A 24,081-nucleotide genomic window follows, 5' to 3' on the forward strand; every position below is an offset into this window, starting at 1 on the left:
GCATTGAACCGGCTTCGCAAGCCAAGTGCAAGCGCCGGGGCGGGGCAAGAGTTGACGGCAGGGCGCCGCTCTGGCAGGGGTGGGGCAACGAAGGAAGCGATCAGATCATGAACCTCTTTGCTGATGTGCGCGCGGTCGTGCTTGCCGCGCTGGATGCGATGGTGGCCGAAGGCGCGCTGCCTGCGGGCCTTGATACCCAGGCCGTGGCGGTCGAGCCGCCGCGCGATGCCGCCCATGGCGACATGGCGACGAATGCCGCGATGGTGCTGGCGAAACCCGCCGGAACGAACCCGCGCGCGCTGGCCGAGGGGCTGGTGGCGAAACTTGCCGCCGATGCCCGGATCGTCTCGGCCGAGGTCGCCGGTCCGGGTTTCATCAACCTGCGGCTGGCGCCCGGGCTTTGGGCCGATGTGGTGCGTGCGGCGCTGACCGCGGGCAGCGATTTCGGCCGCTCGACGCTGGGCCGCGGCATCAAGGTCAACGTCGAATATGTGTCCGCGAACCCGACCGGGCCGATGCATGTGGGCCATACCCGCGGCGCGGTCTTTGGCGATGCTTTGGCCAGCCTGCTTGATTTCGCGGGCTACGATGTGACGCGCGAATATTACATCAACGACGGCGGCGCGCAGGTCGATGTGCTGGCGCGCTCGGCCTATGAACGCTACCGCGAGGCGAACGGGCTCGAACCCGAGATCCGTGAGGGGCTTTACCCGGGCGATTACCTGATCCCGGTGGGCGAGGCGCTGAAGGAAAAATACGGTGCCAGCCTGATCGACAAGCCCGAAAGCGACTGGCTCGCCGAGGTGCGAGTTTTCGCGACCGAGGCGATGATGGCGATGATCCGCGAGGATCTGGCGCTGCTTGGCGTGAAGATGGACGTCTTCTATTCCGAGAAATCGCTTTACGGCACCGGCCAGATCGAGGCGGCGCTGCAACGGCTGCAGGATCTGGGCCTGATCTATGAAGGCGTGCTGGAGCCGCCGAAGGGGAAACTGCCCGAGGATTGGGAAGAACGCGAACAGACACTGTTCCGCTCGACCAGCTATGGCGACGATGTCGACCGGCCGGTGAAGAAATCGGACGGCGCCTGGACCTATTTCGCCCCCGACATCGCCTATCACTGGACGAAGATCGAGCGCGGCTTCGATCAGCTGATCGACGTTTTCGGCGCCGATCACGGCGGTTACGTGAAGCGGATGAAGGCGGCCGTCGCGGCGCTTTCGGAAAACCGCGTGCCCTTGGACATCAAGCTCATCCAGCTGGTGAAGCTCTTCAAGAACGGCGAGCCCTTCAAGATGAGCAAGCGCGCGGGCACCTTTGTCACCCTGCGCGACGTGGTCGAGCAGGCCGGGGCGGGCGTGACGCGTTTTCACATGCTGACGCGCAAGAACGATGCGCCCTTGGATTTCGACTTCGACAAGGTGCTGGAACAGTCCAAGGACAACCCGGTCTTTTACGTGCAATATGCCCATGCCCGGGTGGCGTCCGTGCTGCGCAAGGCGGTTGATCTGGGGATCGATGTCACCGATGCGGCGCTGGCCGCGGCCGATCTGGACCGCAACACCCACGAGGCCGAACGCGCGCTGGCGAAAAAGATCGCCGAATGGCCGCGTCAGGTCGAAATCGCCGCCCGCGCGAACGAGCCGCATCGGGTCGCCTTCTTCCTGTATGAGATTGCCTCGGACCTGCATGCGCTGTGGAATCGCGGCAATGACGAGCCGTCGCTTCGCTTCCTTCAGGAAGGCGATCTGGCCGCCTCGTCGGCGAAAATCGCCCTTGCCCGGGCCTCGGCCGTTGTGATTTCGGCCGGTCTTGGTATTCTTGGCGTCACCCCGGCCGAAGAGATGCGCTAAGGCACCGCCGGGGGGCAGGGGCGAACCGGCCCGAAAACCGGAGATGGGGCGAGCATGACCGATCCCGACACCCGCACTGGCGGGGGTTTTGGCAGGCAGGGCGGGGGCGACTATGGCCCCGGACTTGACATGCCTGCGCCCCAGTCCGCGCGCTGGGTGCAATGGGCGGGCGCGGCCGTTTCCGGGGCGCTGATCCTGGGCGTGATCATCTGGGGCTACCGGCTGGCCGTGCGCGACGTGTCGGGCGTGCCGGTGATCCGCGCGCTGGAAGGTCCGGCGCGGATGGCGCCTTCGGACCCGGGCGGCGATCTGGCGGCCCATGTCGGGCTGGCGGTGAACGAGGTGGCGGGCTCGGGTCTGGCTGCGCCGGGGCCAAGCCGGGTCGTGCTGGCACCGCCGCCGACGGGCCTGTCGGCCGATGATGCGCCGATGTCCGAACTCAAACCCCTGCCGCAGGTGGAAAATCCCGCCGATGCGGAAGAGCTGGCGATGGAGGGCCCGCCGGTGCCGGTGCCCGACAGCGCCTTGCCGCCGAAACCCGCGGTGACGGCGCCCGCCGCCGATCCGGCCGCAGAGCTGCCGACCGATCCCGAGCTGCCCGCAGAAACGGCCGCAGAAACGCCTGCCGAACCGCCCGTAGACCTTCCGCCCGCCGAGACCGCCGCAGCCGAACCGGTCGAACCGGTCGTTCCGGCCGATGTGCCCGGCGTGGTGAAATCGCCCCGTCCGCTGGCCCGGCCCGATCTTGACATCGAGGCCGAGGCCGCCGCGCAGGCGGTGGCGGCGGCGCTGGCGGGGCCCGAAACCGTCGAGATCAAGGCGGCCGATCTGCCCTCGGGCACGCGGGTGGTGCAACTGGGCGCCTTTGACAGCCCCGAGGAGGCCCGGGCCGAATGGGGCCGGATCTCGGGCCGGTTCGAGGCGCTGATGGCGGGCAAGAAACGCATCGTGCAAGAGGCCGCCTCGGGCGGGCGCAGCTTCTGGCGGCTGCGGGTCTCGGGCTTCAAGGGGGTCGAGGAGGCGCGGCAATTCTGCGCCGCGCTGGTGGCCGAGGGGGCGAATTGCATTCCGACCGTGATCAAGTAAGCCCTTGCGGCGCCACGATTCTGGGCGTCGAGGGCACGGTGCTGGGCGCCGATGAGGCCGCGTTTCTGCGCGAGGCCGACCCCTGGGGGCTGATCCTGTTTGCCCGCAATGTCGAAAGCCCGGCGCAGCTTTCCCGCCTGACGTCCGATCTGCGCGCTGCCTTGGGCCGTGATGCGCCGATCTTTGTCGATCAGGAGGGCGGGCGGGTGCAGCGCCTGCGGCCGCCGCATTGGCGCGACTGGGCGCCGCCTTTGGACGACGCGCTGTTGCGCGGTCCGCGGGGGATGTGGCTGCGGGCGCGGCTGCAGGCGGCAGAGCTGCGCGCGGTGGGCATCGACGGCAATTGCGCACCCACCTGTGACATCGCGGGCCCCCGCACGCATCCGTTTCTGCGCAACCGCTGCCTGGGCGAAACTGTTGCTGCGGTGGTGAAAAACGCCCGTGCGACGGCCGATGGCCTGCTTGCGGGCGGGGTGCTGCCGGTGCTCAAGCACATGCCGGGCCATGGCCGGGCCGAGGCCGACAGCCACAAGGATCTGCCCGTGGTCACGGCCGCGGCCGAGGATCTGCGCGCCCATGATTTCGCCCCTTTCGCGGCGCTGGCCGATCTGCCCCTGGGCATGACCGCGCATATCCGCTTCACCGCCTTTGACGCCGCGCCTGCCACGCAAAGCGCGAAGATGATCGATCTGATCCGGCAGGAGATCGGCTTTGCCGGGCTTTTGATGACCGATGACATCGGGATGCAGGCGCTGTCGGGCAGCTATGCCGAGCGCGCGGCGGCCTCGCTTGCGGCGGGTTGCGATGTGATCCTGCATTGCAACGGCACGCGCGCCGAACTAGCGGAAACCGTGGCCGCGGCGGGGCGGATGACGCCCGCGGCCAGCCTGCGCGCTGCGGCGGCGCTTCGGTTCCGCCATGCCCCCGGCGCGGTTGACTTGGCGGCGCTGGCGGCGGAATTTGACGCCGCGGGCAGCGGCGGCGGGTCGGATGGCTGAGGAAACGGCAAGCCTCTTTGAAAGCACGAGTGTCAGCGAACGGCTTGCGGCCGAGGCGCTGATTGTCGATGTCGACGGGTTCGAGGGGCCGCTCGATCTTTTGCTGACGCTGTCGCGCACGCAAAAGGTCGATCTGCGCCGCATCTCGGTTCTGGCGCTGGCCGAGCAATATCTGAAATTCGTCAACGAGGCCAAGGCGCTGCGCATTGAACTCGCGGCCGATTATCTGGTGATGGCAGCCTGGCTGGCGTTTTTGAAATCGCGTCTGCTGCTGCCCCCCGAACCGGGCGAGGACGGCCCCTCGGCCGAGGATCTGGCGGCGCATCTGGCCTTCCAGCTGGAACGGCTTTCGGCGATGCGCGAGGCGGCGGCGACGCTGATGGGGCGCGATCAGCTGGGGCGCAACTTCTTTGCCCGCGGTTACAGCGAGACTGTCGAGCGGGTCCGCAAGGTGAAATATTCCGCGACGCTGCTGGAACTGATGCAGGCCTATGCGCGGATTCGCACCCGCGACGAATTCCGCCCCTATGCCTTTGATCGCAAGAACATCTTCACCATGGAAGAGGCGCTGGAACGGATGCGGCCGCTGATCGGCTATGCCGGGGCCTGGACCGATCTGACCGATTATCTGCCCGACGGCTGGGGGGCGGATCCGAAGCGGCGCCGATCTGCCACCGCGGCGACCTTTGCGGCGTCCTTGGAACTGGCGAAACAGGGCCATATCGAGATCCACCAGACCGAAACCTTCGCGCCGATCACCATCCGCGCCCGAACCACCCCGCGGACCAGCACATGAGTGACAGCCGTTACGATCCGACCGAAAAGTCGCTCTTCGATGCCCCGCCGCTTGCGGAACAGGAACGGATGATCGAGGCGATCCTGTTCGCCGCGGCCGAGCCGGTCAGCCTGCGCGAGATGCAGGACCGGATGCCGCATGGCTGCGATGCCGCCGAGGCGCTGGCCTATCTGCGCCGCCGCTACGAGGGGCGCGGCGTGCATCTGGTGAGGATCGGCGACGCCTGGGCCTTTCGCACCGCGCCCGATCTGGGCTTTCTGATGCAAAAGGAAACGGTGGAGCTGCGCAAGCTGAGCCGTGCCGCCATCGAAACCCTGGCGATCATCGCCTATCACCAGCCGGTGACGCGGGCGGAAATCGAGGAAATCCGGGGCGTTGCGGTTTCCCGCGGCACCATCGACCAGTTGCTGGAGCTGGAATGGATCCGGCTCGGGCGGCGGCGGATGACGCCCGGCCGTCCGGTGACCTTCATCGTGACCGAAACGTTCCTGGATCATTTCGGCCTTGAATCGGCGCGCGATCTGCCCGGGATCAAGGAGCTTCGGGCGGCGGGGCTGCTTGACAACCGGCCGATGCCGGGGGCCGAGGACGAGGAGGCCGACATGGTGGGCCAAAGCGAGCTGTTCGAGGAGGAATGAGATGGATCCGACGAAGCTTTTGCAGATGGTCTGGACCATGATCCTGCGCCGTCTGCTGCGGATGGGTGTCGACAAGGGCATCGAGCTGGCCGCGGGCAAGGGCAAACCCGCGGCGCAGATGACCAAGGCCGAACGGAAGGCCGCGAAATCGGCGCGTCAGGCGGTCAAGCGCGCGCGGCAGGCGGCGGCGATCACCCGGCGGCTGCGCTGAGGCGCTACGCCCAATCCGGCTTGCGCTTTTCCAGGAAGGCCTGCACCCCCTCGGCGGTGTCGCGGAAAAGCATGTTTTCCACCATCACCGCGCCCGTGTGGGCATAGGCCGCGGCCGTCTCCATCCCGATCTGGTCGTAAAACGCCCGCTTGCCGACCCGGACCGCCGCGCCCAGTTTCGCCGCGATCGTCTCGGCCAGCGCCGATGTGGCTGCGTCCAGGCCCTCGTGGGGCACGGTGCGGTTGACCAGCCCGATCTCGCGCGCGCGGGCGGCATCGATGAACTCCCCGGTCGTCAGCATCTCGAAGGCGACCTTGCGCGGCACCACCCGGCTCAGCGCCACCATCGGCGTCGAGCAGAACAGCCCGATGTTCACCCCGTTGACGCCAAAGCGCGTGCCCTCGGCCGCGACGGCCAGATCGCAGCTGGCGACCAGCTGGCAGCCCGCGGCGGTGGCGATGCCATGCACCTCGGCGATCACCGGCTGCGGCAGGGCGGGGATCATCTGCATCACCGCGGCGCAGCGGGCGAAAAGATCGGCGAAATACGCCCGGCCCTTGTCCGGGGCCGCCCGCCCGGCCTGCATCTCGCGCAGGTCATGGCCCGCGCAAAAGGCCTTGCCCGCGCCTTTCAGCACCACCACCTTCACGCCCGCATCCCCGGCCAGCGCCGCAAACCGCGCCGCCAGCGCCGCGAGCATCGCATCCGAGAGCGCATTCAGCGTCCCCGGGCTGTTCAGTGTCAGATGCGCGATGACGCCACGTTTTTCGATCTCGACAAGCTCGTTCATTGCAATTCCTCCCCGTGACCGGAAGCTTAGGCGCAGGAGAAGCCGGGAGGGAAGATGCAACTGAAGATGGATGTGACGGCGCTGAACGCGTTCCTGCGCAGCGATTTCGCGCAGGTCGCCGGGATGTTCGAGGTGATCGAAGCGGGGGCGGAAACGGTGATCCGGCTGCGGGTCGATGACAGCCACCTGCGCCCGGGCGGCACGGTCTCGGGGCCGACGATGTTCGCGCTGGCCGATGTGGGCATCTATCTGGCGATCCTGAGCCGCATCGGCCCGGTGGCGCTGGCGGTGACCACGAATGCGACGATCGATTTCCTGCGCAAGCCGCTGGCCGGGATCGATCTTCTGGCGCGGGTGCGGGTGCTGAAACTGGGGCGCAATCTGGCGGTGGGCGATTGCCTGATCTTTTCCGAGGGGCAGGCGGAGCCGGTGGCGCGGGCCTCGATGACCTATTCGGTCCCGCCGCGCTGAGGCGGCGCAAGCTCGAAGACCACCGGCGCCAGCAGCGTCACCGCGGCAAAGATCACCACGATGGCGATCAGGTCCATGCGCGCCCCCGCCCGGGCCATGTCGGCCAGCCGCAGGCCCTTCCAGGAAAAGGCGATCGCATTGGGCGGCGTGGCGGTGGGCAGGGTGAAGGCCATCGAGGCGCCAACCGCCACCGGCAGCATCAGCCAGGGCACGGCGAGGCCAAGCCCCGTCGCCACCGCCGCCGTCACCGGCAGGAAAGTCGCGGCGGCGGCGGTGTTCGAGGTCAGCTCGCTCAGAAACACGATCCCCGCCGCGACGATCAGCACCAGAAGCCACAGCGGCAGCGCCGCCAGACCGCGCGCAAGCCCCCCCACCGCCGCCGCAAGGCCAGAGCTTTCGAACCCCGCCGCCAGCGCCAGCCCGCCGCCAAACAGCAGCAAGATGCCCCAGGGCAGGGCGGGGGCGACGCTCCAGTCCAGCACGAAGCCGCGGCCCTGCCCGAGCGGGCAGGCGAAAAGCAGCAACGCCGCGGTGATCGCGATGCCGCTGTCCGACATCGGCAGGCCAAGCGGCACGCGCAGCACCCAGGCCAGCGCGGTCAGCACGAAGACCGTGGCCACGATCACCTCGCCCCGGCCGAACGGGCCAAGCGCCCGGGCTTCGGCGGTGATCAGCGCCCGCGCCGCGGTCAGATCCAGCCCGCCAAGGTCGAACAGCCAGCGGGTCAGCAGCACCAGCATGACCGGCAGCATCACTGCCACCACCGGCACGCCAAACAGCATCCATTGAAAGAAGCCGATCTCGATCCCGTGGCTTTCGGCCAGAATGCTGGCCAAGAGCGCATTCGGCGGCGTGCCGATCAGCGTGCCCACGCCGCCGATCGAGGCCGACCAGGCGATGCCCAGCATCAGCGCCACGCCGAAGGCCCGCGCCCGTTCCCTCTCGGCATGGGTCTCGACGAAGACCACGACCGAGGTGGCGACGGTGACCATCATCATCGCCGCCGCGGTGTTCGAGATCCACATCGACAGAAAGGCGGTGGCAAGCGCGAAGCCCGAGATCAGGCCGCGTGCGGAATGTCCGGCGCGGGCGACGATGAACAGCGCGATGCGCCGGTGCAGCCCGTGGCGCTCCATCGCGGCGGCCAGAAGAAAGCCGCCAAGGAAAAGGAAAATCAGCGGGTTGCCGTAATGCGCCGTGACCGCGGCGATGGGCAGGATGCCCAGAAGCGGCATCACGGCGACGGGCAGGAGCGCGGTGGCGGCCAGCGGCACCACCTCGCTCAGCCACCAGATCACCATCCACAGCGTCAGCCCGGCCAGGCGCCAGGCCTCGGGCGGGAGATCCGCGGGCGCGGGCAGCGCCAGCACCGGCACAAGGCAGAGCGGCCCCGCCAGAAGCCCGATGCGCCGTCCCGCCGGCAGCGTCTTGCCCGGTGCCGATCCGCTCGCCTGCCGCTCCGTCATGTGCTCTCCCGCGTTCCGGTTGCCGCGCCCCAGCCTAGCACGGGGCGGCGGCGGCGGGGGCGCGACCGATTGCGCGGCCGGACCAGAATCACTTTGGCGCCCAAAGTGGGGTATTTTAATACCTATTTTTCAAGCCATTGATTTTCAATGAAATAAATCGCATCAACGCGCTTGCTTTGGGATCGGAAAGCGCGGATAAGCCCGCATCCAGTTTCCCAACCCTTCAAAGGGCGATCGACAATGAAAACCTATACCGCGAAACCGGCGGAGATCGAGAAGAAGTGGATCCTGATCGACGCCGAAGGCGTCGTTCTGGGCCGCCTCGCCACGATCGTTGCCATGCGCCTGCGTGGCAAGCACAAGCCGACCTTCACCCCCCACATGGACATGGGTGACAACGTCATCATCATCAACGCCGACAAGGTGCAGATGACCGGTGCCAAGCGCGAAGACAAGCGCTACTACTGGCACACGAACCACCCGGGCGGGATCAAGTTCCGCACCGCGCGTCAGGTTCTGGAAGGCGCGCATCCCGAGCGCGTGGTGATCAAGGCCGTCGAACGCATGATCTCGCGCAACCGTCTGGGCCGCGCGCAGATGTCGAACCTGCGCGTCTACGCCGGGGCCGCCCATCCGCATGAAGCCCAACAGCCCGAAGTTCTGGACGTGAAAGTCCTGAACAAGAAGAACACCCGGAGCGCCTGATCATGTCCGATATCAAATCCCTCGACGATCTGAAGTCGGCCGTTTCGGGCACCCCGGCCGCGGCCGTGGCCGCTGTGGTGGAGCGCACCCCGGTGCGTGACGCCCAAGGCCGCGCCTATGCCACCGGCAAGCGCAAGAACGCCGTGGCCCGCGTCTGGGTCAAGCCCGGCACCGGCAAGATCACCGTGAACGGCAAGGAAATGCCGGTCTATTTCGCCCGTCCGGTGCTGCAGCTGATCGTGAACCAGCCCTTTGGCGTCGCGGGCGTCGAAGGCCAGTATGACGTGATGGCGACGGTGGTCGGCGGCGGTCTTTCGGGTCAGGCCGGTGCGGTCAAGCACGGCATCTCGAAAGCGCTGCAACTGCACGAGCCGTCGCTGCGCGCCGCGCTGAAAGCCGCCGGTTTCCTGACCCGCGACTCGCGCGTGGTCGAACGGAAGAAATACGGCAAGGCGAAAGCCCGTCGCTCGTTCCAGTTCTCGAAACGCTGATCGTTTCGAAACAATCCGTTTCCAGGCGGCCCCCGACCGGGGCCGCCTTTTTGTTTCCGCCCCCTGCCGTCCCGTGTTACGGGGTTAACGATTGGTAATCAGAGTTGGCAATCACGGTGGGGTGGTCATGCGTATTTCCTTTTTCTCTTCGATGATGCCTGCGGGGGGCGATGCTCTCGAGGCGCGGATGGACGCGATCCGCTCGGTGGCGCAATCGGCGCTTGCGGCGGCGGCGGTCGCGCCGAAATGGGGCACTGCCGCGGCGGACCGGATCTTCGGGGGCGAGCTGGGCGAGCATATCTATGGCCGGGCCGGGGCGGATACGATCTTTGCCGGGGCCGGCAACGATCTGCTGCGCGGCGGCGATGGCGATGACGTGCTGTTTGGCGATACCGGGGCGGATGTGCTTTGGGGCGATCTCGGGGCCGACAATCTGGCGGGCGGCAGGGGCAACGACATGCTGCATGGCGGCTGCGGCGCCGACCGGCTGTTCGGCGATTTCGGCAATGACACGCTGGAGGGCGGGGCGCAGGCGGACCAGTTGACGGGGGGCGATGGCCGTGACGTGCTGCTGGGCGGCGAGGGCAACGATCTTCTGCTCGGGGGGGATGGCGCCGACAGCCTGACCGGAGGGGCGGGCAACGACCGGAGCCGGGGCGGCGAGGGCAACGACTTGCTGAGCGATGACGGCACCGATGCGGATGCCGACCTGCTCTGCGGCGATGCGGGCAACGATACGCTGGTGGGTGGCAATGGCGCGGATTCGCTTTACGGCGGCAGCGGCAATGACGTGATCCGCGACACCTGGGTACAAGACGCCTCGGGGCTTCTGGTGGCCGATGATGCGGCGCGGATCGATGCGGGCGAAGGCGATGACACGATCTTCGCCTCGGGCGCGGATACGATTGTCACCGGCGCGGGGGAAGATGTGATCGTGATCGGGGCGGCGGGCGACACCGCGCTGGCGACCAGCGCCGCGGTGACGGTGACCGATTTCCTAGTCGGGACCGATTCCTTTCAGTTCGACCTGTCGGATGGCGGCGTCGAGGATGCGCTGACCCTGTCGGTGCGCACTGCGGGGAACAATACGATCATCGTCGTCACCGATGCCGAGGGCGCCAGCCATGATGCGGTGACGCTGATCGGCGTGACCGCCTCGCTGGATCAGCTGCTGGATGCCTATCTGCTTTACGATCTGATCTGAGCCGAGCCGCCGCGGCCGGAGGGCGCCCGTCCCGCAAGGGGCGGGTGTGCTGGTTCACCCGTTCAGCCGGTGGTGCTCCAGACCCGGTGCAAAAGCCCCGCCGCCAGCGTCAGCATCATCGCGCCGATCAGCAGATCCAGCACCCGCCAGGCCAGCGGCCGGGCAAAGAGCGGTGCCAGAAACCGGGCGCCGAAGCCGAGCGCGGTGAACCACAGCAGGCTGGCCAGCCCCGCGCCGAGGACAAAGGCCGGATGCGCCCCCGCGGGCTGCGCCGCGCCGACCGAGCCCACCAGCAGCACCGTATCCAGATAGACATGCGGGTTGAGTAGCGTGAAACCTGCCACCCGCGCCAGCGCCCCCGCGCGCGTCAGCGCCGCGCCGCCCGGTTCGGTGTCCAGCCGCTCGGTCCGCAGCGCCCGGCGCAGGGCCGAAATCCCGTACCAGCCCAGAAACACCGCGCCCCCCAGCGACAGCGCTGTGACCAGCCGCGGCGCCGTGCCCAGCACCGCGCCCAGGCCCGCCACCCCGGCCGCGATCAGCGCCAGATCGCAAGCCGCGCAAAAGGCGACGACAAGCCCCACATGTTCGCGGCGCACCCCCTGGCGCAGCACGAAGGCATTCTGCGCGCCGATCGCGACGATGAGGCCAAGGGAGAGGGCGAAACCGGTGAGGAGGGGGGCAAGCTGGGTCATCGGGCTTCCTTGCCAGCCGGGCTTGGTGTAGTCAAATTCAGGATGCTAAAGCAGATGAAGGGGGGCTTAAGATGCTCGACTATCCCTTGCTGGCGGCCCTGGCCGCGGTGATCCGCGAAGGCGGGTTCGAGCGGGCGGCGGCGCGGCTGGGGGTGACGCCCTCGGCGGTGTCGCAGCGCATCCGCGCGCTGGAGGAACGGGTGGGGGCGGCGCTGGTGGTGCGCAGCCAGCCGCCGGTGCCGACCGAGGCGGGGGCGCGGCTTTGCGCCCATGTCGAGCGGGTGCGGCTGCTGGAAGGGGAGCTGGCGGCCGATCTGCCTGCGCTCGCCGGGCCGGGGCCGGGGGCGCCTGCGCTGCCGGTTGCGGTGAATGCGGATTCGCTGGGCAGCTGGTTCCTGCCCGCGGCGGCGCGGTTTTCCGAGGCGACCGGGGCGCTGTTGCATCTGCTGCTGGATGACGAGGACCATACCGCGGCGCGGCTGCGCTCGGGCGAGGTTTTGGCGGCGGTGACGGCGGATCCGGCGGCGGTGCCCGGGTGCCGGACCCGGCCGCTCGGTGCGCTGCGCTATGTCGCCTGTGCCAGCCCCGCCTTCATGGCGCGGCATTTCCCGCAAGGGGTCACCGCCGCGGCGCTGGCCCGGGCGCCGGTGCTGCAATTCGACCGCAAGGACGGGCTGCAGGCGCGCTGGCTGCGCCGCCATCTGGATCTGCCGCTGGCGGCGCCGACGCATCAGGTGCCCTCGACGCAGGGGTTTCTGGACGCCAGCCTGCTGGGGCTGGGCTGGGCGCTGCATCCCGTGCCGCTGGCCGCCGCGCCCCTGGCCGCGGGGCGGCTGGTCGAGCTTTTGCCCGGCGCGGCGCTGGAGGTGCCGCTGCACTGGCAGCATGCGCGGCTGGGGGCGCGGCTGCTGGAGGCGCTGACGCGCGAGGTCGCCGCCGAGGCCCGGCGTTCCTTGATCGCGCCCGACGCGGGAATCGCTGGTCTTGCGGGAGAGGGCTGATATACTCCCCCGCAGTATGGTCCGGGGGAGACGCCGATGCCGAACAACCCCGAGGACAAGAAGCGCATTCTGGCGCGGGTGAAGCGGATCACCGGCCAGTGCGAGGCGCTCTCGCGCGCGTTGGAAAGCGGATCGGACTGCGGTCCGATCCTGCAGCAGATCGCCGCCGTGCGCGGTGCCGTGAACGGGCTGATGGCCGAGGTGCTGGAGGCCCATATCCGCGACGAATTCGGCCCGCCCGAGGGAGAGGGCGGCGCCAGAACCGGGGAATTGCTGGCGCTGGTGCGCAGCTATCTCAAATAGACCAACAGGGAGACTGACATGAAATCGCGTGCTGCCGTGGCCTTTGCGCCGGGCAAACCCCTTGAAATCGTGGAAATCGACGTCGCGCCGCCGAAAGCGGGCGAGGTTCTGATCCGCATCACCGATACCGGCGTGTGCCACACCGACGCCTTCACGCTCTCGGGTGACGACCCCGAGGGGTTGTTCCCGGTCGTCCTTGGCCACGAGGGCGCGGGCGTGGTGATCGAGGTCGGCCCCGGCGTCACCTCGGTCAAACCGGGGGATCACGTCATCCCGCTTTACACCGCCGAATGCGGCGAATGCCTGTTCTGCAAATCGGGGAAAACGAACCTCTGCACCTCGGTCCGCGCGACGCAGGGCAAGGGCGTGATGCCCGACGGCACCTCGCGCTTTTCCTATGACGGCCAGCCGATCTATCACTACATGGGCTGCTCGACCTTTTCCGAATATACCGTGGTGGCCGAAGTCTCGCTGGCGAAGATCAACCCCGAGGCCAATCACGAACAGGTCTGCCTTTTGGGCTGCGGCGTGACCACGGGCATCGGCGCGGTGCACAACACGGCGAAGGTGCAGGAAGGCGACAGCGTTGCGGTCTTTGGTCTGGGCGGGATCGGGCTGGCGGTCATTCAGGGCGCGCGGCAGGCGAAGGCCGGGCGGATCATCGCCATCGACACCAACCCGGCGAAATTCGATCTGGCGCGGCAGTTCGGCGCCACCGATTGCGTCAACCCCAAGGATCACGACAAGCCGATCCAGCAGGTGATCGTCGAGATGACCGGCTGGGGCGTCGATCACAGCTTCGAATGCATCGGCAATGTCAACGTGATGCGGGCGGCGCTGGAATGCGCGCATCGCGGCTGGGGGCAATCGGTGATCATCGGCGTCGCCGGGGCGGGGCAGGAGATTTCCACCCGGCCGTTCCAGCTGGTCACCGGGCGCAAATGGATGGGCACGGCCTTTGGCGGGGTCAAGGGGCGCTCGCAACTGCCAGGCATGGTCGAACAGGCGATGAAGGGCGAGATTGAACTCGAGCCCTTTGTCACCCACACGATGGGGCTCGAGCAGATCAACGAGGCCTTCGATCTGATGCATGAAGGCAAGTCGATCCGTTCCGTGATCAAGTTCTGAGGCCGCGATGGAACGTCTTGAAACGCACGGGTGTTTCGGCGGCACGCAGGAGGTGTGGAAACACGCCTCCGCCACGCTGGGCTGCGAGATGCGCTTTGGCCTTTACACCCCGGCGCATGACCCGGGGGAGCGGCTGCCGGTGGTCTACTGGCTCTCGGGCCTGACCTGCAACGAGCAGAATTTCATCACCAAGGCGGGGGCGCAGGCCCATGCGGCGCGGCATCGGGTGATCGTCGTCGCCCCCGACACCAGCCCCCGCGGCGAGGGGGTGGCCGATGATCCGGCCTATGATCTGGGGCAGGGGGCGGGGTTTTATCTGAACGCCACTCAGGCGCCGTGGGCGGCCCATTACCGGATGCATGATTATGTCGTGACCGAATTGCCCGCGCTGATCGAGGCGGAATTCGCGGCCTCCGACCGGCGTTCGATCATGGGGCATTCGATGGGCGGGCATGGTGCGCTGGTCGCGGCCTTGCGCCATCCGGGGCGCTACCGGGCCGTCTCGGCCTTTGCGCCGATCGTCGCGCCCGCGCAGGTGCCCTGGGGGGAAAAGGCGTTCTCGGCCTATCTGGGGCCCGACCGGACGGCCTGGGCGGAATGGGATGCGACGGCGCTTCTGGCAGGGGCGGCGGAACGGTTGCCGATCCTGATCGATCAGGGCGAGGCGGACAGTTTCCTGGAAGACCAGCTGAAGCCCTGGATCCTGACCGAGGAAGCGGCGCGGCTTGGCCATCCGGTGACGCTGCGCCGTCATCCGGGCCATGACCACAGCTATTACTTCATCGCCAGCTTTCTGGCCGATCACTTCGCCCATCACGCCGCCGCGCTGCAGGGCTGAGCCCGAAACGGAAAAAACCCCGCGGCGGACCGCGGGGCCTTTCCCGGAGGTTGGTTCGGGTCGTTCAGATCATTCGCGATTGCCAAGGAACTGCAGCAGGAACATGAACAGGTTCAGGAAGTCCATGTAGAGCTGCAGCGCGCCAAGGATCGCGGCCTTGCCCAGGAAATCGGCATCCGATTGGGCCAGTTGCAGATAGGTGTTCTTGATGTTCTGCGTGTCATAGGCGGTCAGACCTGCAAACAGCAGCACACCGATCACCGAGATCGCGAATTGCAGCGCCGACGAGGCGATGAAGATGTTCAGCAGCGAGGCGACGATCAGGCCGATCAGACCCATCATCAGGAACGAGCCGAAAGCCGAGAGGTTGCGCTTCGTTGTGTAGCCGTAAAGCGAGAGCGCCGCGAAGGCGATGGCGGTGATCAGGAAGGTCTGCGCGATCGAGACGCCGGTGTAGACCTTGAAGATGAAGCTCAGCGACAGGCCCATCAGCGCCGAATAGCCGAAGAAGACCATCTGCGCGGTCGAGGTCTGCATCTTGTGGATCAGCGCCGAGAAGGCGAAGACCACGACGAGGGGGGCAAACATCACCACCCATTTCAGCGGCGTGCCGAAGATCGCGGCCAGAAGCTGGTCGTTCAGGCTGACGCCGAAGGCGACCGCGCCGGTGACGATCATCGCCACCGACATCAGGCCATAGACCTTGTTCATATGGGTCCGCAGACCCTCGTCGATGTAACTCGCACGGCCAGCCGCGGTGCTGTGCATCGTGTTGTAATTAGCCATGTGGTTGTCTCCAGTCTCATGCAGCGACACGCGCGAGGGTGCCGCCGTCGGGTCCGATATCGGAAAGGACCCTGCGGGTTTCAAGAACCGGGGGGCAGAAAAAACATCCCCGGCGCGGGGCTCACCCCATCGTGACGACGATCTTGCCGGTGGAACGGCGGGTGCGCAACATCTCCAGCGCCGCGGCGGTCTGCGACAGGGGGAAGCGGGCCGAGATATGCGGATGCAGCCGGCCTTCGGCGGCAAGGGCGAAAAGTTCCGTCATCGAACGGCGCAGCGCCGCCGGGTCGAGATCCAGATAGCCGCCCCAGTAAAGCCCATGGATTTCAAGGTTTTTCACCAAAGCATGGTTGAGCTTCAGCACCGGCGGTGCCCCCGCGGCAAAGCCGATGACCAGAAAGCGCCCGCCCGGTTTCAGCGCCGCGAAAGCCGCCTCGCCCAAGCTGCCGCCGACCGCGTCATAGACGACATCGGCGCCGCCAAGCGCCTTCAGCGCGGCTTTCAGATCGGGGGTTTCGGCATCCAGCGTCTCGGCCGCGCCCGCCTGCGCGGCGACGGCGCATTTTTCCGCCCCGCGCGCGACGGCGATCACCCGCGCCCCCAGCCGCGCGCCGATCTCGACCGCGGTCAGCCCGACGCCGCCCGCCGCGCCCAGCACCACCAGCGTCTCGCCCGCGCGCAGCCGCCCGCGCAGGGTCAGCGCCAGATGCGAGGTCCCATAGGCGATCTGGAAGGCCGCGGCGGTGTCGAAATCCAGACTGTCGGGCAGGGGGGTGCAGCGGTCCTCGGCAAAGACCCCGGCCTCGGCCAGACCGCCGTGACCGGCATGGATGGCAACGCGCGTGCCCGGCGTCAGGCTTGCGCCCGGCCCGGCGGCGGTGACGGTGCCCGCGGCCTCCAGCCCCGGCACGAAGGGCAGCGGCGGGGTGGCCTGATAGCTGCCCTCGAGCATCAGCAGGTCGGCGAAGTTCAGGCCGCAGGCGGCGATCCGCACCGCAACTTCGCCCGGGCCGGGGGCGGGCAGCGGCAGATCGGTCAGGGACGGCGGCGTTTTCGGATCGGTGTGAAGAAAGGCGCGCATCTTGCTCCGGGGGTTGTCGCGATGCCTCAGCCTAGCCCGGCTGCGGCGGTCGAACCAGCCGGAGATCGTTGTTGATTGCCGAATCAACCGGAGCGCGAAGCAGATTTTTCCTCTCGCACGATGTGCAATTTGCGATGCAATTTGCGAATTGCGACCCGGCTTGTTGCGGCCCCGACAGCCGATCTTGACGGAACATGGTTAACAATTGCAGGATGTGCGACATTACGTAGCGGTTAGTATATGAATTTACCTGTCTTTTTGGATAGGTTCCAGATTTTGCAACCGAAACGGCGCCCTGCTTCGTGCTAGCTTCATCCATCCGAAGAGTTCCGGGGAAGAATGAATGAAGCATCCGGTCGATGTCCATGTGGGCAAGCGTATCCGTCACCGCCGCTGGCTGGTGGGGGTGACGCAACAACAACTCGCCGACAAGGTCGGCATCAAGTTCCAGCAAATTCAGAAATACGAAACGGGGATGAACCGTGTCTCGGCCTCGCGGCTTTGGGACATTGCCGATGCGCTTGACGTGCCGGTGTCGTTCTTCTTCGAAGGATTGTCGGGCGAAGACCCGAACACGGCCGCGCAGGAGGGGGATCTGTTCTCCGACAAGGAAGCGCTGGCCCTGGTGCGTTCGTATTACGCGATCCCCGAGGCGCAGCGGCGCCGTCTGTTCGAACTGGCAAAGGTTCTCTCCGACGTGGCTTGATATGGCCGCACAATCGGGGTTGAAAAGACGGGGAGCGGTGACGCTCCCCGTCTTTTTTCCGGAGTCCTCATGCCGCCCCATCTGAGCGAGGCCGACAAGGCCGATCTGATCGCCACCGCCGAAGCCCTGGCCGATGCCGCGCGGGCGGTGACGCTGGTGCATTTCCGCACCCCGGGCGGGATTGCCGCCGAAACCAAGGAAGCGGTGCGCTTCGATCCGGTGACCGTGGCCGATCGGGCCGCGGAACAGGCGATGCGCGAGATCCTGGCCTGGCGGCGGCCTGCGGACGGGATCTGGGGCGAGGAATTCGGGGTGACGCGGGGGACATCGGGGCTGACCTGGGTGCTGGACCCGATCGACGGCACCCGGGGCTATCTGTCGGGGACGCCGACCTGGGGGGTGCTGATCGCGCTGTCCGAGGAAGGCGGCGACAAACCCGGGGCGCCGCTGATGGGGCTGATCGACCAGCCCTATATCGGCGAGCGGTTCCTGGGCGGCTTCGGGCAGGCGCGGGTGACCGGGCCGCTCGGCCGGGCCGATCTGCGCACGCGCACGCCGCGGCCGCTTTCCGAGGCGATCCTGTATTCCACCTTCCCCGAGGTCGGCACGCCCGAGGAAGGCGCGGCCTTTGCCCGGCTGGCGCGGCAGGTGAAGCTGACGCGCTATGGCACGGATTGTTACGCCTACGGGCTGATCGCGGCGGGGCAGATCGATCTGGTGGTCGAGGCGGGGCTGCAGCCCTATGACGTCGGCGGGCCGATCGCGGTGATCGAGGCGGCGGGGGGCATCGTCACCGACTGGACGGGCGGTCCGGCATATCGTGGCGGGCGGGTGCTGGCGGCGGCCAATGCCGAGGTGCATGCGGCGGCGATGGCGGTCCTGAACGGCTGAGGGGGAAGGTCGGGGGGCTGCCGCCGAACCCCCCGCCCGAAGGGGCCCTCGGGCCCCTTCGGACTTCCCCGAGGGGATTGCGTTGCGCGGGAGGCATCTGATGCGGGAAATTCTGATCCGGGGGGCCGAGGTCGTCGTCACCATGGATGCGGCGCGGCGGGAATTGCGTGGCGCCGATCTGCTGCTGCGGGGCGGCGAGATTGTCGCCCTGGGGCAGGGGCTTGTCAGCACGGGCGAGGTCGTCTCGGCCCGGGGCTGCGTGGTCACGCCGGGGCTGATCAACACGCATCATCACCTTTATCAGACGCTGACGCGGGCGGTGCCGGGCGGGCAGGATGCGCTGCTGTTTGGCTGGCTGAAGACGCTTTACCCGATCTGGGCGCGGATGGGGCCCGAGGAGATCTTCACCTCGGCGCAGATCGGGTTGGCGGAACTGGCGCTCTCGGGCTGCACGCTCTCTTCGGATCACCTTTATCTGTTTCCGAACGGGGCGCGGCTGGATGACACGATCGCCGCCGCCGCGGAACTGGGGCTGCGCTTTCACCCCACCCGCGGCGCGATGTCGATTGGCGAAAGCGCGGGCGGGCTGCCGCCTGACGCCCTGGTCGAGCGCGAAGAGGCGATCCTGGCCGATTGCATCCGCGTCATCGACACCCATCACGATCCCCGCCCGGGCGCGATGTTGCGGGTGGGCGTGGCCCCCTGTTCGCCGTTTTCGGTCTCGCGCGAGCTGATGCGTGACGCCGCGCTGCTGGCGCGCGACAAGGGGGTGATGCTGCACACCCATCTGGCCGAGAATGACGAGGATATCGCCTATTCCCTGCACAAGTTCGGTTGCCGTCCGGGCCAATATGCCGAGGATCTGGGCTGGACCGGCGCCGATGTCTGGCATGCCCATTGCGTCAAGCTTTCAGGTTCGGAAATTGATCTTTTTGCCCGGTCCAGCACCGGGGTTGCCCATTGTCCATGTTCGAATTGTCGCCTTGGCTCGGGCATCGCGCCGGTGCGGGCGATGCGCGATGCGGGGGTGAAACTGGCTTTGGGCGTCGATGGATCGGCATCGAATGACGCGGGCAATCTGATCGCCGAGGCGCGACAGGCGCTGCTGTTGCAACGGGTGCAAAACGGCGCCGATGCGATGTCGGTGCGCGAGGCGCTGGAGATCGCGACGCTGGGCGGCGCGCAGGTTCTGGGCCGCCCGGAGTTGGGCAGCCTTGAGCCCGGCAAGCGTGCCGATCTGGCGATCTGGGACGTCTCGGGGCTGGAGGCCGCGGGTGCCTGGGACCCGGTGGCGGCGCTGCTTCTGTCCGGTCCGACGCGGGTGAAGCATCTTTTCGTCGAGGGCCGCCCGGTCGTGCAGGATGGCCAGATCACCACGCTCGACCTGCCGCGCGTCATCGAACGCGCGAACGCCCTTGCCCGCGCCCTTGCGCGCTGATTTTATCTTGCTTCAAATACCCCGGGGTGAGACGGGCAAGGCGGCCTTCCGGGGGAAGGACGCCCCGTCGAACGGGCAGAGCCCCGCTCTGTCGTTGCCGCTGGGCGCCCGCTACTTCATCCGCCGCCCGGCCACCCAGACCCCGGCAATGGCGCGGTCATCGCCCATCATGATTGTCGGAAACAGCGCCTCCCAGACATCGCCCGCCCGTTCGGCGCGCTGGGCGATCGCGGGGGTCGAGGCCAGATCGACCGCGATCAGATCCGCCTCCATCCCCACGGCGATATTGCCCACCGCGTGATCGATGCGCAGAACCTGCGCCGCGCCAAGGGTCGCCAGATACCAGAGCGCCGCCGGATGCAGCGCCCCGCGCCGCAGCTGCCCGATCTCATAGGCCGCCGCCATCGTGCGCAGCATCGAGAAGCTTGATCCGCCGCCGGTGTCGGTGGCGAGCCCGATCCGCAGCCCGGCCGCCGAAAGCCCCGCCGTATCAAAGAGCCCCGAGCCGATGAAGCTGTTCGAGGTCGGGCAATGCGCCAGCCCCGCGCCGACCTCGCGCAGCCGGGCGATCTCGCGCGGCTCGAGATGGATCGCATGGCCGTAAACGCCGTTTTCCCCAAGCAGGCCAAAGGTTTCGTAAGTGTCCAGATAATCCCGCGCCGCCGGATACAGGCTTTTCACCCAGGCGATTTCATCGACCTGCTCGCTCAGATGCGTCTGCATCAGGCACTCGGGATGTTCCGCCCAAAGACTTCCCAAGGCCAGCAGCTGATCGGGCGTCGAGGTGGGCGAGAACCGCGGCGTGATCACATAACCCAGCCGGTCCCGCCCGTGCCAGCGCGTCAGCAGCGACTTGCTTTCGTCGTAAGCCGCCTGCGCGCTGTCGCGCAGCCCCGCGGGCGCGGTGTCGCGGTCCATGCAGGTCCGCCCGGCGAGCGCCCGCATCCCCCGCCGCGCCGCCTCGCCCATGAAGGCATCGACCGAGGAGGAATGGATCGTCGCATAGGAACACATCGAGGTCGTGCCATGCGCCAGCGCAAGGTCGAGATAGCGCGAGGCGATCTCGGCCGCATAGGCGGGATCGGCAAAGCGCATCTCCTCGGGGAAGGTGTAGGTATTGAGCCAGTCGATCAGCCGCTTGCCCCAGCTCGCGATGATCGCGGTCTGCGGGTAATGCACATGCGCATCGACAAAGCCCGCAGAAATCAGCCGCGCGCCCAGATCGGTGCGCCGCGCCTGCGGGAAGCGCGCCAGAACCGCCTCGGCCGGGCCCAGATCGACGATCCGCCCCGCCTCGATCGCCACCGCGCCGTGACGGTCGTGCCGGGCGGCCCCGGGCCCCTCGACCATCGGATCGCCCGCATATCGCAGCACCTGCCCCAGCAAAATCTCCACGCGCCACCTTCCTTTCCCGTGCGCCCCCATGCTAGGGCCGCGATCAGGCTTCGGCAATCACGGCTTTTTTGTCGCAGTCGGCTGCGATAAGGTAGCGGAAATCATAAGCGGGCAGCAACAGGGGGCGGCATGGCACAAGAGCGGGCAGAAGAGCACGAAGCCGAAGACCTGCCCGCGCTGACCGAGGATCTGGTCGAAAGCGTTCTGACCGCGACCGAGGCGGGCGATGCCGCGCTGCTGGCCGAGCTGCTCGAACCGCTGCATGGCGCCGATATCGCCGACCTTCTGGAACAGGTCACCACCGCCGAACGGCGCGAGATCCTGCGGCTTTACGGCCGCGAGATGGACGGCGAGATCCTGACCGAGATCGACGAATCCATCCGCGAGGAGGTGATCGAGCAGATCCCGGCCGATGTTCTGGCCGAGGCGGTCCGCGAGCTTGATTCCGATGACGTCGTCGACCTGATCGAGGATCTGGAAGAGGTCCAGCAGGAAGCCATCCTTGAGGCGCTGGATGAAACCGACCGCGCCGCGGTCGAGCAATCGCTGACCTGGCCCGAAAATTCCGCCGGCCGTCTGATGCAGCGCGAGGTCGTCGTGGCCCCCCTGCATTGGACCGTGGCCGAGGCGATCGGCTTTCTGCAACGCGAGGACTGGCTGCCCGACCAGTTCTATCACGTGATTCTGGTCGATCCGGCGCATCATCCGGTGGGCTATGTGACCTTGGGCAAGATCCTGTCCTCAAAGCCCGAGACCGCGCTGACGGCGATCACCGAGGACAGTTTCCGCACCATTTCCGCCCGTCAGGAAGAGGGCGACGTCGCCTATGCCTTCAACCAGTATCACCTGATTTCGGCGCCTGTCGTGGATGACGACGGCCGTCTGGTCGGCGTGATCACCATCGATGACGCGATGAACGTGCTCGATGAGGAACACGAAGAAGACATCCTGCGGCTGGCGGGGGTGGGCGAGGAAAGCTCGATCTCCGATTCGGTGCTGGAAACGGTGCGGCAGCGGCTGCCCTGGCTGGTCGCCAATCTGTTCACCGCCTCGCTCTCGGCCATCGTGATTTCGCAGTTCCAGGCGACGATTTCCGCGCTGGTGGCGCTGGCGGCGCTGATGCCGATCGTCGCCTCGACCGGGGGGATCGCGGGGACGCAATCGCTGGCCGTGGCGGTGCGGGCCTTGGCGACGCGCGATCTGACCGCCTCGAACGCGCGCCGGGTGGTGTTGCGGGAAATCGGCGCCGGGCTGGTGAACGGGCTGAGCCTGGCGCTGCTTCTGGGCGTCGCGGGCGGGCTGATCTTTGGCCATGTCGAGCTGGGCGTGGTTCTGGGGCTGGCGATGATCGTCAATCAGCTGGTCGCGGCGCTCGGCGGCGTGATGGTGCCCCTGACGCTGGAACGGCTGGGGCTGGATCCGGCGCTGGCCTCGGGCACCTTTGTCACCACGCTGACCGATGTTATGGGCTTTTTCGCCTTTCTGGGTCTGGCGAGCTGGGTGCTGATATGACCGATCTGACGGCGCGGAAGGCTGCGGCGCGCAAGACCGCCTTCGGGGCGCGCAAATCCGCCTTTGCGGCGGGGCAGGGCGCGGCCTGCGCGCATCTGCTGGCGGCGCTGATGCGGTTTGAGGGGGCGCCGATGGCGGGTTACCTGCCGATCCGCACCGAGATCGACCCGCGCCCGGCGATGGCGGCGCACAGGGGCGCGGTCGGCGTGCCGGTGATTGCGGGCGAGGGCCTGCCGCTGACATTCCGCGCCTGGACGCCCGAGGCACCCCTGATCCCCGGTCCGTTCGGCGCCCTTGTCCCCGAAACCGGCGCCGAGATCACGCCGCGGGTGCTGATCGTGCCGCTGGTCGCCTTTGACCGGCGCGGGTTCCGGCTGGGCTATGGCGGCGGTTTTTACGACCGCACGCTGGAACGGCTGCGCGCGGCCGGGCCGGTGACGGCGATCGGCTTCGCCTTTGCGGCGCAGGAGCTTGACACCGTGCCGACCGAGCCCACCGATCAGCCGCTTGATCTGATCGTGACCGAGGCCGGGCCGATCCTGCCGCTGCCCCCCGATCCCGGCCGGGGCTGAGGCCGCGCGCTCTGGTCAAGCCCGCCCGCGCGGGCTAAAGCGGGGCATGACCGATGACACCCTGCCGCCGTGCCCCGAATGTGCCAGCACCTTCACCTATCAGGTGGATGCGCTTTTCACCTGTCCCGAATGTGGCCATGAATGGGCCCCCGGCGGCGATGCCGCCGAAAGCGGCGTGATCCGCGATGCCGTCGGCAATGTGCTCTCCGATGGCGACACGGTGACGGTGATCAAGGATCTCAAGCTCAAGGGCAGCTCGCAGGTGGTCAAGGTCGGCACCAAGGTCCGCGGCATAAGGCTGGTGCCGGGCGATCACGACATCGATTGCAAGCTGCCCGGCATCGGCCAGATCGGGCTGAAGTCGCAATTCGTGAAAAAGGTTCAGGACTGACGAAAAAGGGCGCCGCGGGGCGCCCTTGCCGTTTCCGGGGAGGGGGGGCTCAGCCCCGGTCCTTGAGGATGAAGCCCGAGACCGGATAGACCCGGCCCGCGACGCTTTCCTGGCTCATCACCCGGACCTGGCTCCAGTCGTTGTTCTTCGACACGTCATGCACGGTCATGCCCAGCGACACCCGGTTGCGCTGCCAGTTCGCATGATCGATCTTGATCTCGCGCGGCGAGACGACTTCGGAGACCACCGCGACATGGCCCATCGGCATCTTGCGGGTGGGCGAAAAGGCCATGACCGCGCCCGGTTCGGGACGGTGGCTGCGCGCATAGCGGCCCGAGGCCTTCGACCACCAGGTGCCCGCATTGCCCTGCAGATCGATCCCCGAGACAGTGCGCGCGAAGGGCACGCACCAGACCCGGCCGCCGCGCGCCCGCAGTTCCCGCGCCAGCGACACCGCGCTGTCGCGCCGGGCCGGATCGACGCCCTCGGGGCGTTCCTGCGCCGAGGCGAAGCTCATCCGCGTGGCCTGGTCGGTTCCGCCGCCGCCGCCGCCGCAAGCCGAAAGCGCGGCCAGAACGGCAAGAGCGAGGGGAAGCCGGGCAAGGCGCCCGGAGGATGTCAGCGTGATGTTCATCGGA

The 24,081-nt window shown here is 67.6% G+C and carries 27 protein-coding genes; 20 read left to right on the forward strand and 7 right to left on the reverse strand.

Going from position 1 to position 24,081, the window contains the following annotated elements:
* Positions 1–107 precede the first annotated feature (107 nt).
* From argS to RCAP_RS04300, 6 genes are all read left to right on the forward strand, one after another.
* Entirely contained in the window at positions 108–1,853 is a 1,746-nt protein-coding gene (argS, locus tag RCAP_RS04275) for an arginine--tRNA ligase (protein WP_013066598.1), read from the forward strand.
* Positions 1,854–1,982: 129 nt separating this feature from the next.
* Positions 1,983–2,939, forward strand: a complete 957-nt coding sequence (locus tag RCAP_RS19170) for an SPOR domain-containing protein (RefSeq protein WP_023911089.1) — start codon at positions 1,983–1,985, stop codon at positions 2,937–2,939.
* A complete protein-coding gene (locus RCAP_RS04285; protein WP_013066600.1) occupies positions 2,915–3,937 on the forward strand; it encodes a glycoside hydrolase family 3 N-terminal domain-containing protein in 1,023 nt (340 codons plus the stop codon). The genes RCAP_RS19170 and RCAP_RS04285 overlap by 25 nt, the downstream gene beginning before the upstream one ends.
* The gene (locus tag RCAP_RS04290; protein WP_013066601.1) at positions 3,930–4,733 is read left to right on the forward strand and encodes a segregation and condensation protein A; all 804 of its coding nucleotides are present in this window, start codon (positions 3,930–3,932) and stop codon (positions 4,731–4,733) included. The genes RCAP_RS04285 and RCAP_RS04290 overlap by 8 nt, the downstream gene beginning before the upstream one ends.
* Positions 4,730–5,371, forward strand: a complete 642-nt coding sequence (gene scpB / locus RCAP_RS04295; protein WP_013066602.1) for an SMC-Scp complex subunit ScpB — start codon at positions 4,730–4,732, stop codon at positions 5,369–5,371. Before RCAP_RS04290 ends, scpB begins: the two co-directional genes overlap by 4 nt.
* A gap of 1 nt (position 5,372) precedes the next feature.
* Positions 5,373–5,582: a hypothetical protein gene (locus RCAP_RS04300; RefSeq protein WP_013066603.1), complete on the forward strand. Its 210-nt coding sequence runs from the start codon at positions 5,373–5,375 to the stop codon at positions 5,580–5,582.
* A 4-nt stretch (positions 5,583–5,586) separates the two neighbouring features.
* On the opposite strand, the gene RCAP_RS04305 is transcribed toward RCAP_RS04300, so the two are convergent.
* On the reverse strand, positions 5,587–6,372 hold the full coding sequence (locus RCAP_RS04305) for an enoyl-CoA hydratase (protein WP_013066604.1): 786 nt from the start codon (positions 6,370–6,372) through the stop codon (positions 5,587–5,589).
* Positions 6,373–6,426: 54 nt separating this feature from the next.
* Here RCAP_RS04305 and RCAP_RS04310 point away from each other — a divergent pair, with 54 nt between their 5' ends.
* Positions 6,427–6,843, forward strand: coding sequence for a PaaI family thioesterase (locus RCAP_RS04310; protein ID WP_013066605.1), 417 nt, complete (start codon positions 6,427–6,429; stop codon positions 6,841–6,843).
* Here RCAP_RS04310 and RCAP_RS04315 read toward each other — a convergent pair.
* Entirely contained in the window at positions 6,822–8,309 is a 1,488-nt protein-coding gene (locus RCAP_RS04315; RefSeq protein WP_013066606.1) for an SLC13 family permease, read from the reverse strand. The genes RCAP_RS04310 and RCAP_RS04315 overlap by 22 nt on opposite strands.
* A 240-nt stretch (positions 8,310–8,549) precedes the next feature.
* Between RCAP_RS04315 and rplM the strand changes: the two genes are divergently transcribed.
* The 3 genes from rplM (at position 8,550) to RCAP_RS18285 (ending at position 10,709) form a co-directional block, all read left to right on the forward strand.
* A complete protein-coding gene (gene rplM, locus RCAP_RS04320; RefSeq protein ID WP_013066607.1) occupies positions 8,550–9,014 on the forward strand; it encodes a 50S ribosomal protein L13 in 465 nt (154 codons plus the stop codon).
* Between the two features lie 2 nt (positions 9,015–9,016).
* Positions 9,017–9,505 carry a 30S ribosomal protein S9 gene (gene rpsI / locus RCAP_RS04325; RefSeq protein WP_013066608.1) on the forward strand — a complete coding sequence of 163 codons (489 nt, stop codon included), beginning with the start codon at positions 9,017–9,019 and terminating at the stop codon, positions 9,503–9,505.
* Positions 9,506–9,632: 127 nt separating this feature from the next.
* Entirely contained in the window at positions 9,633–10,709 is a 1,077-nt protein-coding gene (locus RCAP_RS18285; protein WP_013066609.1) for a calcium-binding protein, read from the forward strand.
* 62 nt (positions 10,710–10,771) lie between these two features.
* Here RCAP_RS18285 and RCAP_RS04335 read toward each other — a convergent pair whose 3' ends face one another.
* Positions 10,772–11,401 carry a LysE/ArgO family amino acid transporter gene (locus tag RCAP_RS04335; RefSeq protein ID WP_013066610.1) on the reverse strand — a complete coding sequence of 210 codons (630 nt, stop codon included), beginning with the start codon at positions 11,399–11,401 and terminating at the stop codon, positions 10,772–10,774.
* 71 nt (positions 11,402–11,472) lie between these two features.
* On the opposite strand from RCAP_RS04335, the gene RCAP_RS04340 reads away from it, so the two are divergent.
* From RCAP_RS04340 to fghA, 4 genes are read left to right on the forward strand one after another with little or no spacing between them, the layout of a single operon-like run.
* Positions 11,473–12,402 carry a LysR family transcriptional regulator ArgP gene (locus RCAP_RS04340; RefSeq protein ID WP_013066611.1) on the forward strand — a complete coding sequence of 310 codons (930 nt, stop codon included), beginning with the start codon at positions 11,473–11,475 and terminating at the stop codon, positions 12,400–12,402.
* 36 nt (positions 12,403–12,438) lie between these two features.
* Complete coding sequence (locus RCAP_RS04345; protein WP_013066612.1) at positions 12,439–12,705, forward strand: metal/formaldehyde-sensitive transcriptional repressor; 267 nt, start codon at positions 12,439–12,441, stop codon at positions 12,703–12,705.
* A gap of 18 nt (positions 12,706–12,723) precedes the next feature.
* A complete protein-coding gene (locus RCAP_RS04350; protein ID WP_013066613.1) occupies positions 12,724–13,833 on the forward strand; it encodes an S-(hydroxymethyl)glutathione dehydrogenase/class III alcohol dehydrogenase in 1,110 nt (369 codons plus the stop codon).
* Positions 13,834–13,840: 7 nt separating this feature from the next.
* Positions 13,841–14,671 (forward strand): S-formylglutathione hydrolase, encoded by an 831-nt coding sequence (fghA, locus tag RCAP_RS04355; protein WP_013066614.1) that lies wholly within the window; start codon positions 13,841–13,843, stop codon positions 14,669–14,671.
* A gap of 69 nt (positions 14,672–14,740) precedes the next feature.
* Here fghA and RCAP_RS04360 read toward each other — a convergent pair whose 3' ends face one another.
* Both RCAP_RS04360 and RCAP_RS04365 read right to left on the reverse strand, forming a co-directional pair.
* Positions 14,741–15,457 carry a Bax inhibitor-1/YccA family protein gene (locus RCAP_RS04360; protein ID WP_013066615.1) on the reverse strand — a complete coding sequence of 239 codons (717 nt, stop codon included), beginning with the start codon at positions 15,455–15,457 and terminating at the stop codon, positions 14,741–14,743.
* A gap of 121 nt (positions 15,458–15,578) precedes the next feature.
* Positions 15,579–16,538, reverse strand: coding sequence for an NADPH:quinone oxidoreductase family protein (locus RCAP_RS04365; RefSeq protein WP_013066616.1), 960 nt, complete (start codon positions 16,536–16,538; stop codon positions 15,579–15,581).
* Positions 16,539–16,881: 343 nt separating this feature from the next.
* Between RCAP_RS04365 and RCAP_RS04370 the strand changes: the two genes are divergently transcribed.
* The 3 genes from RCAP_RS04370 (at position 16,882) to RCAP_RS04380 (ending at position 19,573) form a co-directional block, all read left to right on the forward strand.
* Positions 16,882–17,244, forward strand: a complete 363-nt coding sequence (locus tag RCAP_RS04370) for a helix-turn-helix domain-containing protein (RefSeq protein WP_013066617.1) — start codon at positions 16,882–16,884, stop codon at positions 17,242–17,244.
* A gap of 69 nt (positions 17,245–17,313) precedes the next feature.
* On the forward strand, positions 17,314–18,135 hold the full coding sequence (locus RCAP_RS04375) for an inositol monophosphatase family protein (protein ID WP_013066618.1): 822 nt from the start codon (positions 17,314–17,316) through the stop codon (positions 18,133–18,135).
* Positions 18,136–18,235: 100 nt separating this feature from the next.
* Positions 18,236–19,573, forward strand: a complete 1,338-nt coding sequence (locus RCAP_RS04380) for an 8-oxoguanine deaminase (RefSeq protein WP_013066619.1) — start codon at positions 18,236–18,238, stop codon at positions 19,571–19,573.
* 111 nt (positions 19,574–19,684) lie between these two features.
* Here the strand turns inward: RCAP_RS04380 and guaD are convergent, their stop codons facing one another.
* Positions 19,685–20,968, reverse strand: coding sequence for a guanine deaminase (gene guaD / locus RCAP_RS04385; protein ID WP_013066620.1), 1,284 nt, complete (start codon positions 20,966–20,968; stop codon positions 19,685–19,687).
* 129 nt (positions 20,969–21,097) lie between these two features.
* On the opposite strand from guaD, the gene mgtE reads away from it, so the two are divergent.
* Genes mgtE through RCAP_RS04400 form a run of 3 tightly spaced genes read left to right on the forward strand, consistent with a single transcriptional unit; the run spans position 21,098 to position 23,443 of the window.
* Positions 21,098–22,480 carry a magnesium transporter gene (gene mgtE / locus RCAP_RS04390; protein WP_013066621.1) on the forward strand — a complete coding sequence of 461 codons (1,383 nt, stop codon included), beginning with the start codon at positions 21,098–21,100 and terminating at the stop codon, positions 22,478–22,480.
* The gene (locus RCAP_RS04395) at positions 22,477–23,052 is read left to right on the forward strand and encodes a 5-formyltetrahydrofolate cyclo-ligase (protein ID WP_013066622.1); all 576 of its coding nucleotides are present in this window, start codon (positions 22,477–22,479) and stop codon (positions 23,050–23,052) included. Before mgtE ends, RCAP_RS04395 begins: the two co-directional genes overlap by 4 nt.
* 46 nt (positions 23,053–23,098) lie before the next feature.
* Entirely contained in the window at positions 23,099–23,443 is a 345-nt protein-coding gene (locus tag RCAP_RS04400) for a zinc ribbon domain-containing protein YjdM (protein ID WP_013066623.1), read from the forward strand.
* Between the two features lie 49 nt (positions 23,444–23,492).
* Here RCAP_RS04400 and RCAP_RS04405 read toward each other — a convergent pair whose 3' ends face one another.
* Positions 23,493–24,077 carry a CHAP domain-containing protein gene (locus tag RCAP_RS04405; RefSeq protein ID WP_013066624.1) on the reverse strand — a complete coding sequence of 195 codons (585 nt, stop codon included), beginning with the start codon at positions 24,075–24,077 and terminating at the stop codon, positions 23,493–23,495.
* Between the last annotated feature and the right edge of the window lie 4 nt (positions 24,078–24,081).

This window comes from Rhodobacter capsulatus SB 1003 (genome assembly GCF_000021865.1).
Lineage (GTDB): Bacteria > Pseudomonadota > Alphaproteobacteria > Rhodobacterales > Rhodobacteraceae > Rhodobacter > Rhodobacter capsulatus_B.

Excerpts from the sequence above, each read along its gene's own strand:
- argS (WP_013066598.1), top strand. The coding sequence starts at position 108 with ATGAACCTCTTTGCTGATGTGCGCGCGGTCGTGCTTGCCGCGCTGGAT.
- RCAP_RS19170 (WP_023911089.1), top strand. The coding sequence starts at position 1,983 with ATGCCTGCGCCCCAGTCCGCGCGCTGGGTGCAATGGGCGGGCGCGGCC.
- RCAP_RS04290 (WP_013066601.1), top strand. The coding sequence starts at position 3,930 with ATGGCTGAGGAAACGGCAAGCCTCTTTGAAAGCACGAGTGTCAGCGAA.
- scpB (WP_013066602.1), top strand. The coding sequence starts at position 4,730 with ATGAGTGACAGCCGTTACGATCCGACCGAAAAGTCGCTCTTCGATGCC.
- RCAP_RS04300 (WP_013066603.1), top strand. The coding sequence starts at position 5,373 with ATGGATCCGACGAAGCTTTTGCAGATGGTCTGGACCATGATCCTGCGC.
- RCAP_RS04305 (WP_013066604.1), bottom strand. The coding sequence starts at position 6,372 with ATGAACGAGCTTGTCGAGATCGAAAAACGTGGCGTCATCGCGCATCTG.
- RCAP_RS04310 (WP_013066605.1), top strand. The coding sequence starts at position 6,427 with ATGCAACTGAAGATGGATGTGACGGCGCTGAACGCGTTCCTGCGCAGC.
- RCAP_RS04315 (WP_013066606.1), bottom strand. The coding sequence starts at position 8,309 with ATGACGGAGCGGCAGGCGAGCGGATCGGCACCGGGCAAGACGCTGCCG.
- rplM (WP_013066607.1), top strand. The coding sequence starts at position 8,550 with ATGAAAACCTATACCGCGAAACCGGCGGAGATCGAGAAGAAGTGGATC.
- rpsI (WP_013066608.1), top strand. The coding sequence starts at position 9,017 with ATGTCCGATATCAAATCCCTCGACGATCTGAAGTCGGCCGTTTCGGGC.
- RCAP_RS18285 (WP_013066609.1), top strand. The coding sequence starts at position 9,633 with ATGCGTATTTCCTTTTTCTCTTCGATGATGCCTGCGGGGGGCGATGCT.
- RCAP_RS04335 (WP_013066610.1), bottom strand. The coding sequence starts at position 11,401 with ATGACCCAGCTTGCCCCCCTCCTCACCGGTTTCGCCCTCTCCCTTGGC.
- RCAP_RS04340 (WP_013066611.1), top strand. The coding sequence starts at position 11,473 with ATGCTCGACTATCCCTTGCTGGCGGCCCTGGCCGCGGTGATCCGCGAA.
- RCAP_RS04345 (WP_013066612.1), top strand. The coding sequence starts at position 12,439 with ATGCCGAACAACCCCGAGGACAAGAAGCGCATTCTGGCGCGGGTGAAG.
- RCAP_RS04350 (WP_013066613.1), top strand. The coding sequence starts at position 12,724 with ATGAAATCGCGTGCTGCCGTGGCCTTTGCGCCGGGCAAACCCCTTGAA.
- fghA (WP_013066614.1), top strand. The coding sequence starts at position 13,841 with ATGGAACGTCTTGAAACGCACGGGTGTTTCGGCGGCACGCAGGAGGTG.
- RCAP_RS04360 (WP_013066615.1), bottom strand. The coding sequence starts at position 15,457 with ATGGCTAATTACAACACGATGCACAGCACCGCGGCTGGCCGTGCGAGT.
- RCAP_RS04365 (WP_013066616.1), bottom strand. The coding sequence starts at position 16,538 with ATGCGCGCCTTTCTTCACACCGATCCGAAAACGCCGCCGTCCCTGACC.
- RCAP_RS04370 (WP_013066617.1), top strand. The coding sequence starts at position 16,882 with ATGAAGCATCCGGTCGATGTCCATGTGGGCAAGCGTATCCGTCACCGC.
- RCAP_RS04375 (WP_013066618.1), top strand. The coding sequence starts at position 17,314 with ATGCCGCCCCATCTGAGCGAGGCCGACAAGGCCGATCTGATCGCCACC.
- RCAP_RS04380 (WP_013066619.1), top strand. The coding sequence starts at position 18,236 with ATGCGGGAAATTCTGATCCGGGGGGCCGAGGTCGTCGTCACCATGGAT.
- mgtE (WP_013066621.1), top strand. The coding sequence starts at position 21,098 with ATGGCACAAGAGCGGGCAGAAGAGCACGAAGCCGAAGACCTGCCCGCG.
- RCAP_RS04395 (WP_013066622.1), top strand. The coding sequence starts at position 22,477 with ATGACCGATCTGACGGCGCGGAAGGCTGCGGCGCGCAAGACCGCCTTC.
- RCAP_RS04400 (WP_013066623.1), top strand. The coding sequence starts at position 23,099 with ATGACCGATGACACCCTGCCGCCGTGCCCCGAATGTGCCAGCACCTTC.
- RCAP_RS04405 (WP_013066624.1), bottom strand. The coding sequence starts at position 24,077 with ATGAACATCACGCTGACATCCTCCGGGCGCCTTGCCCGGCTTCCCCTC.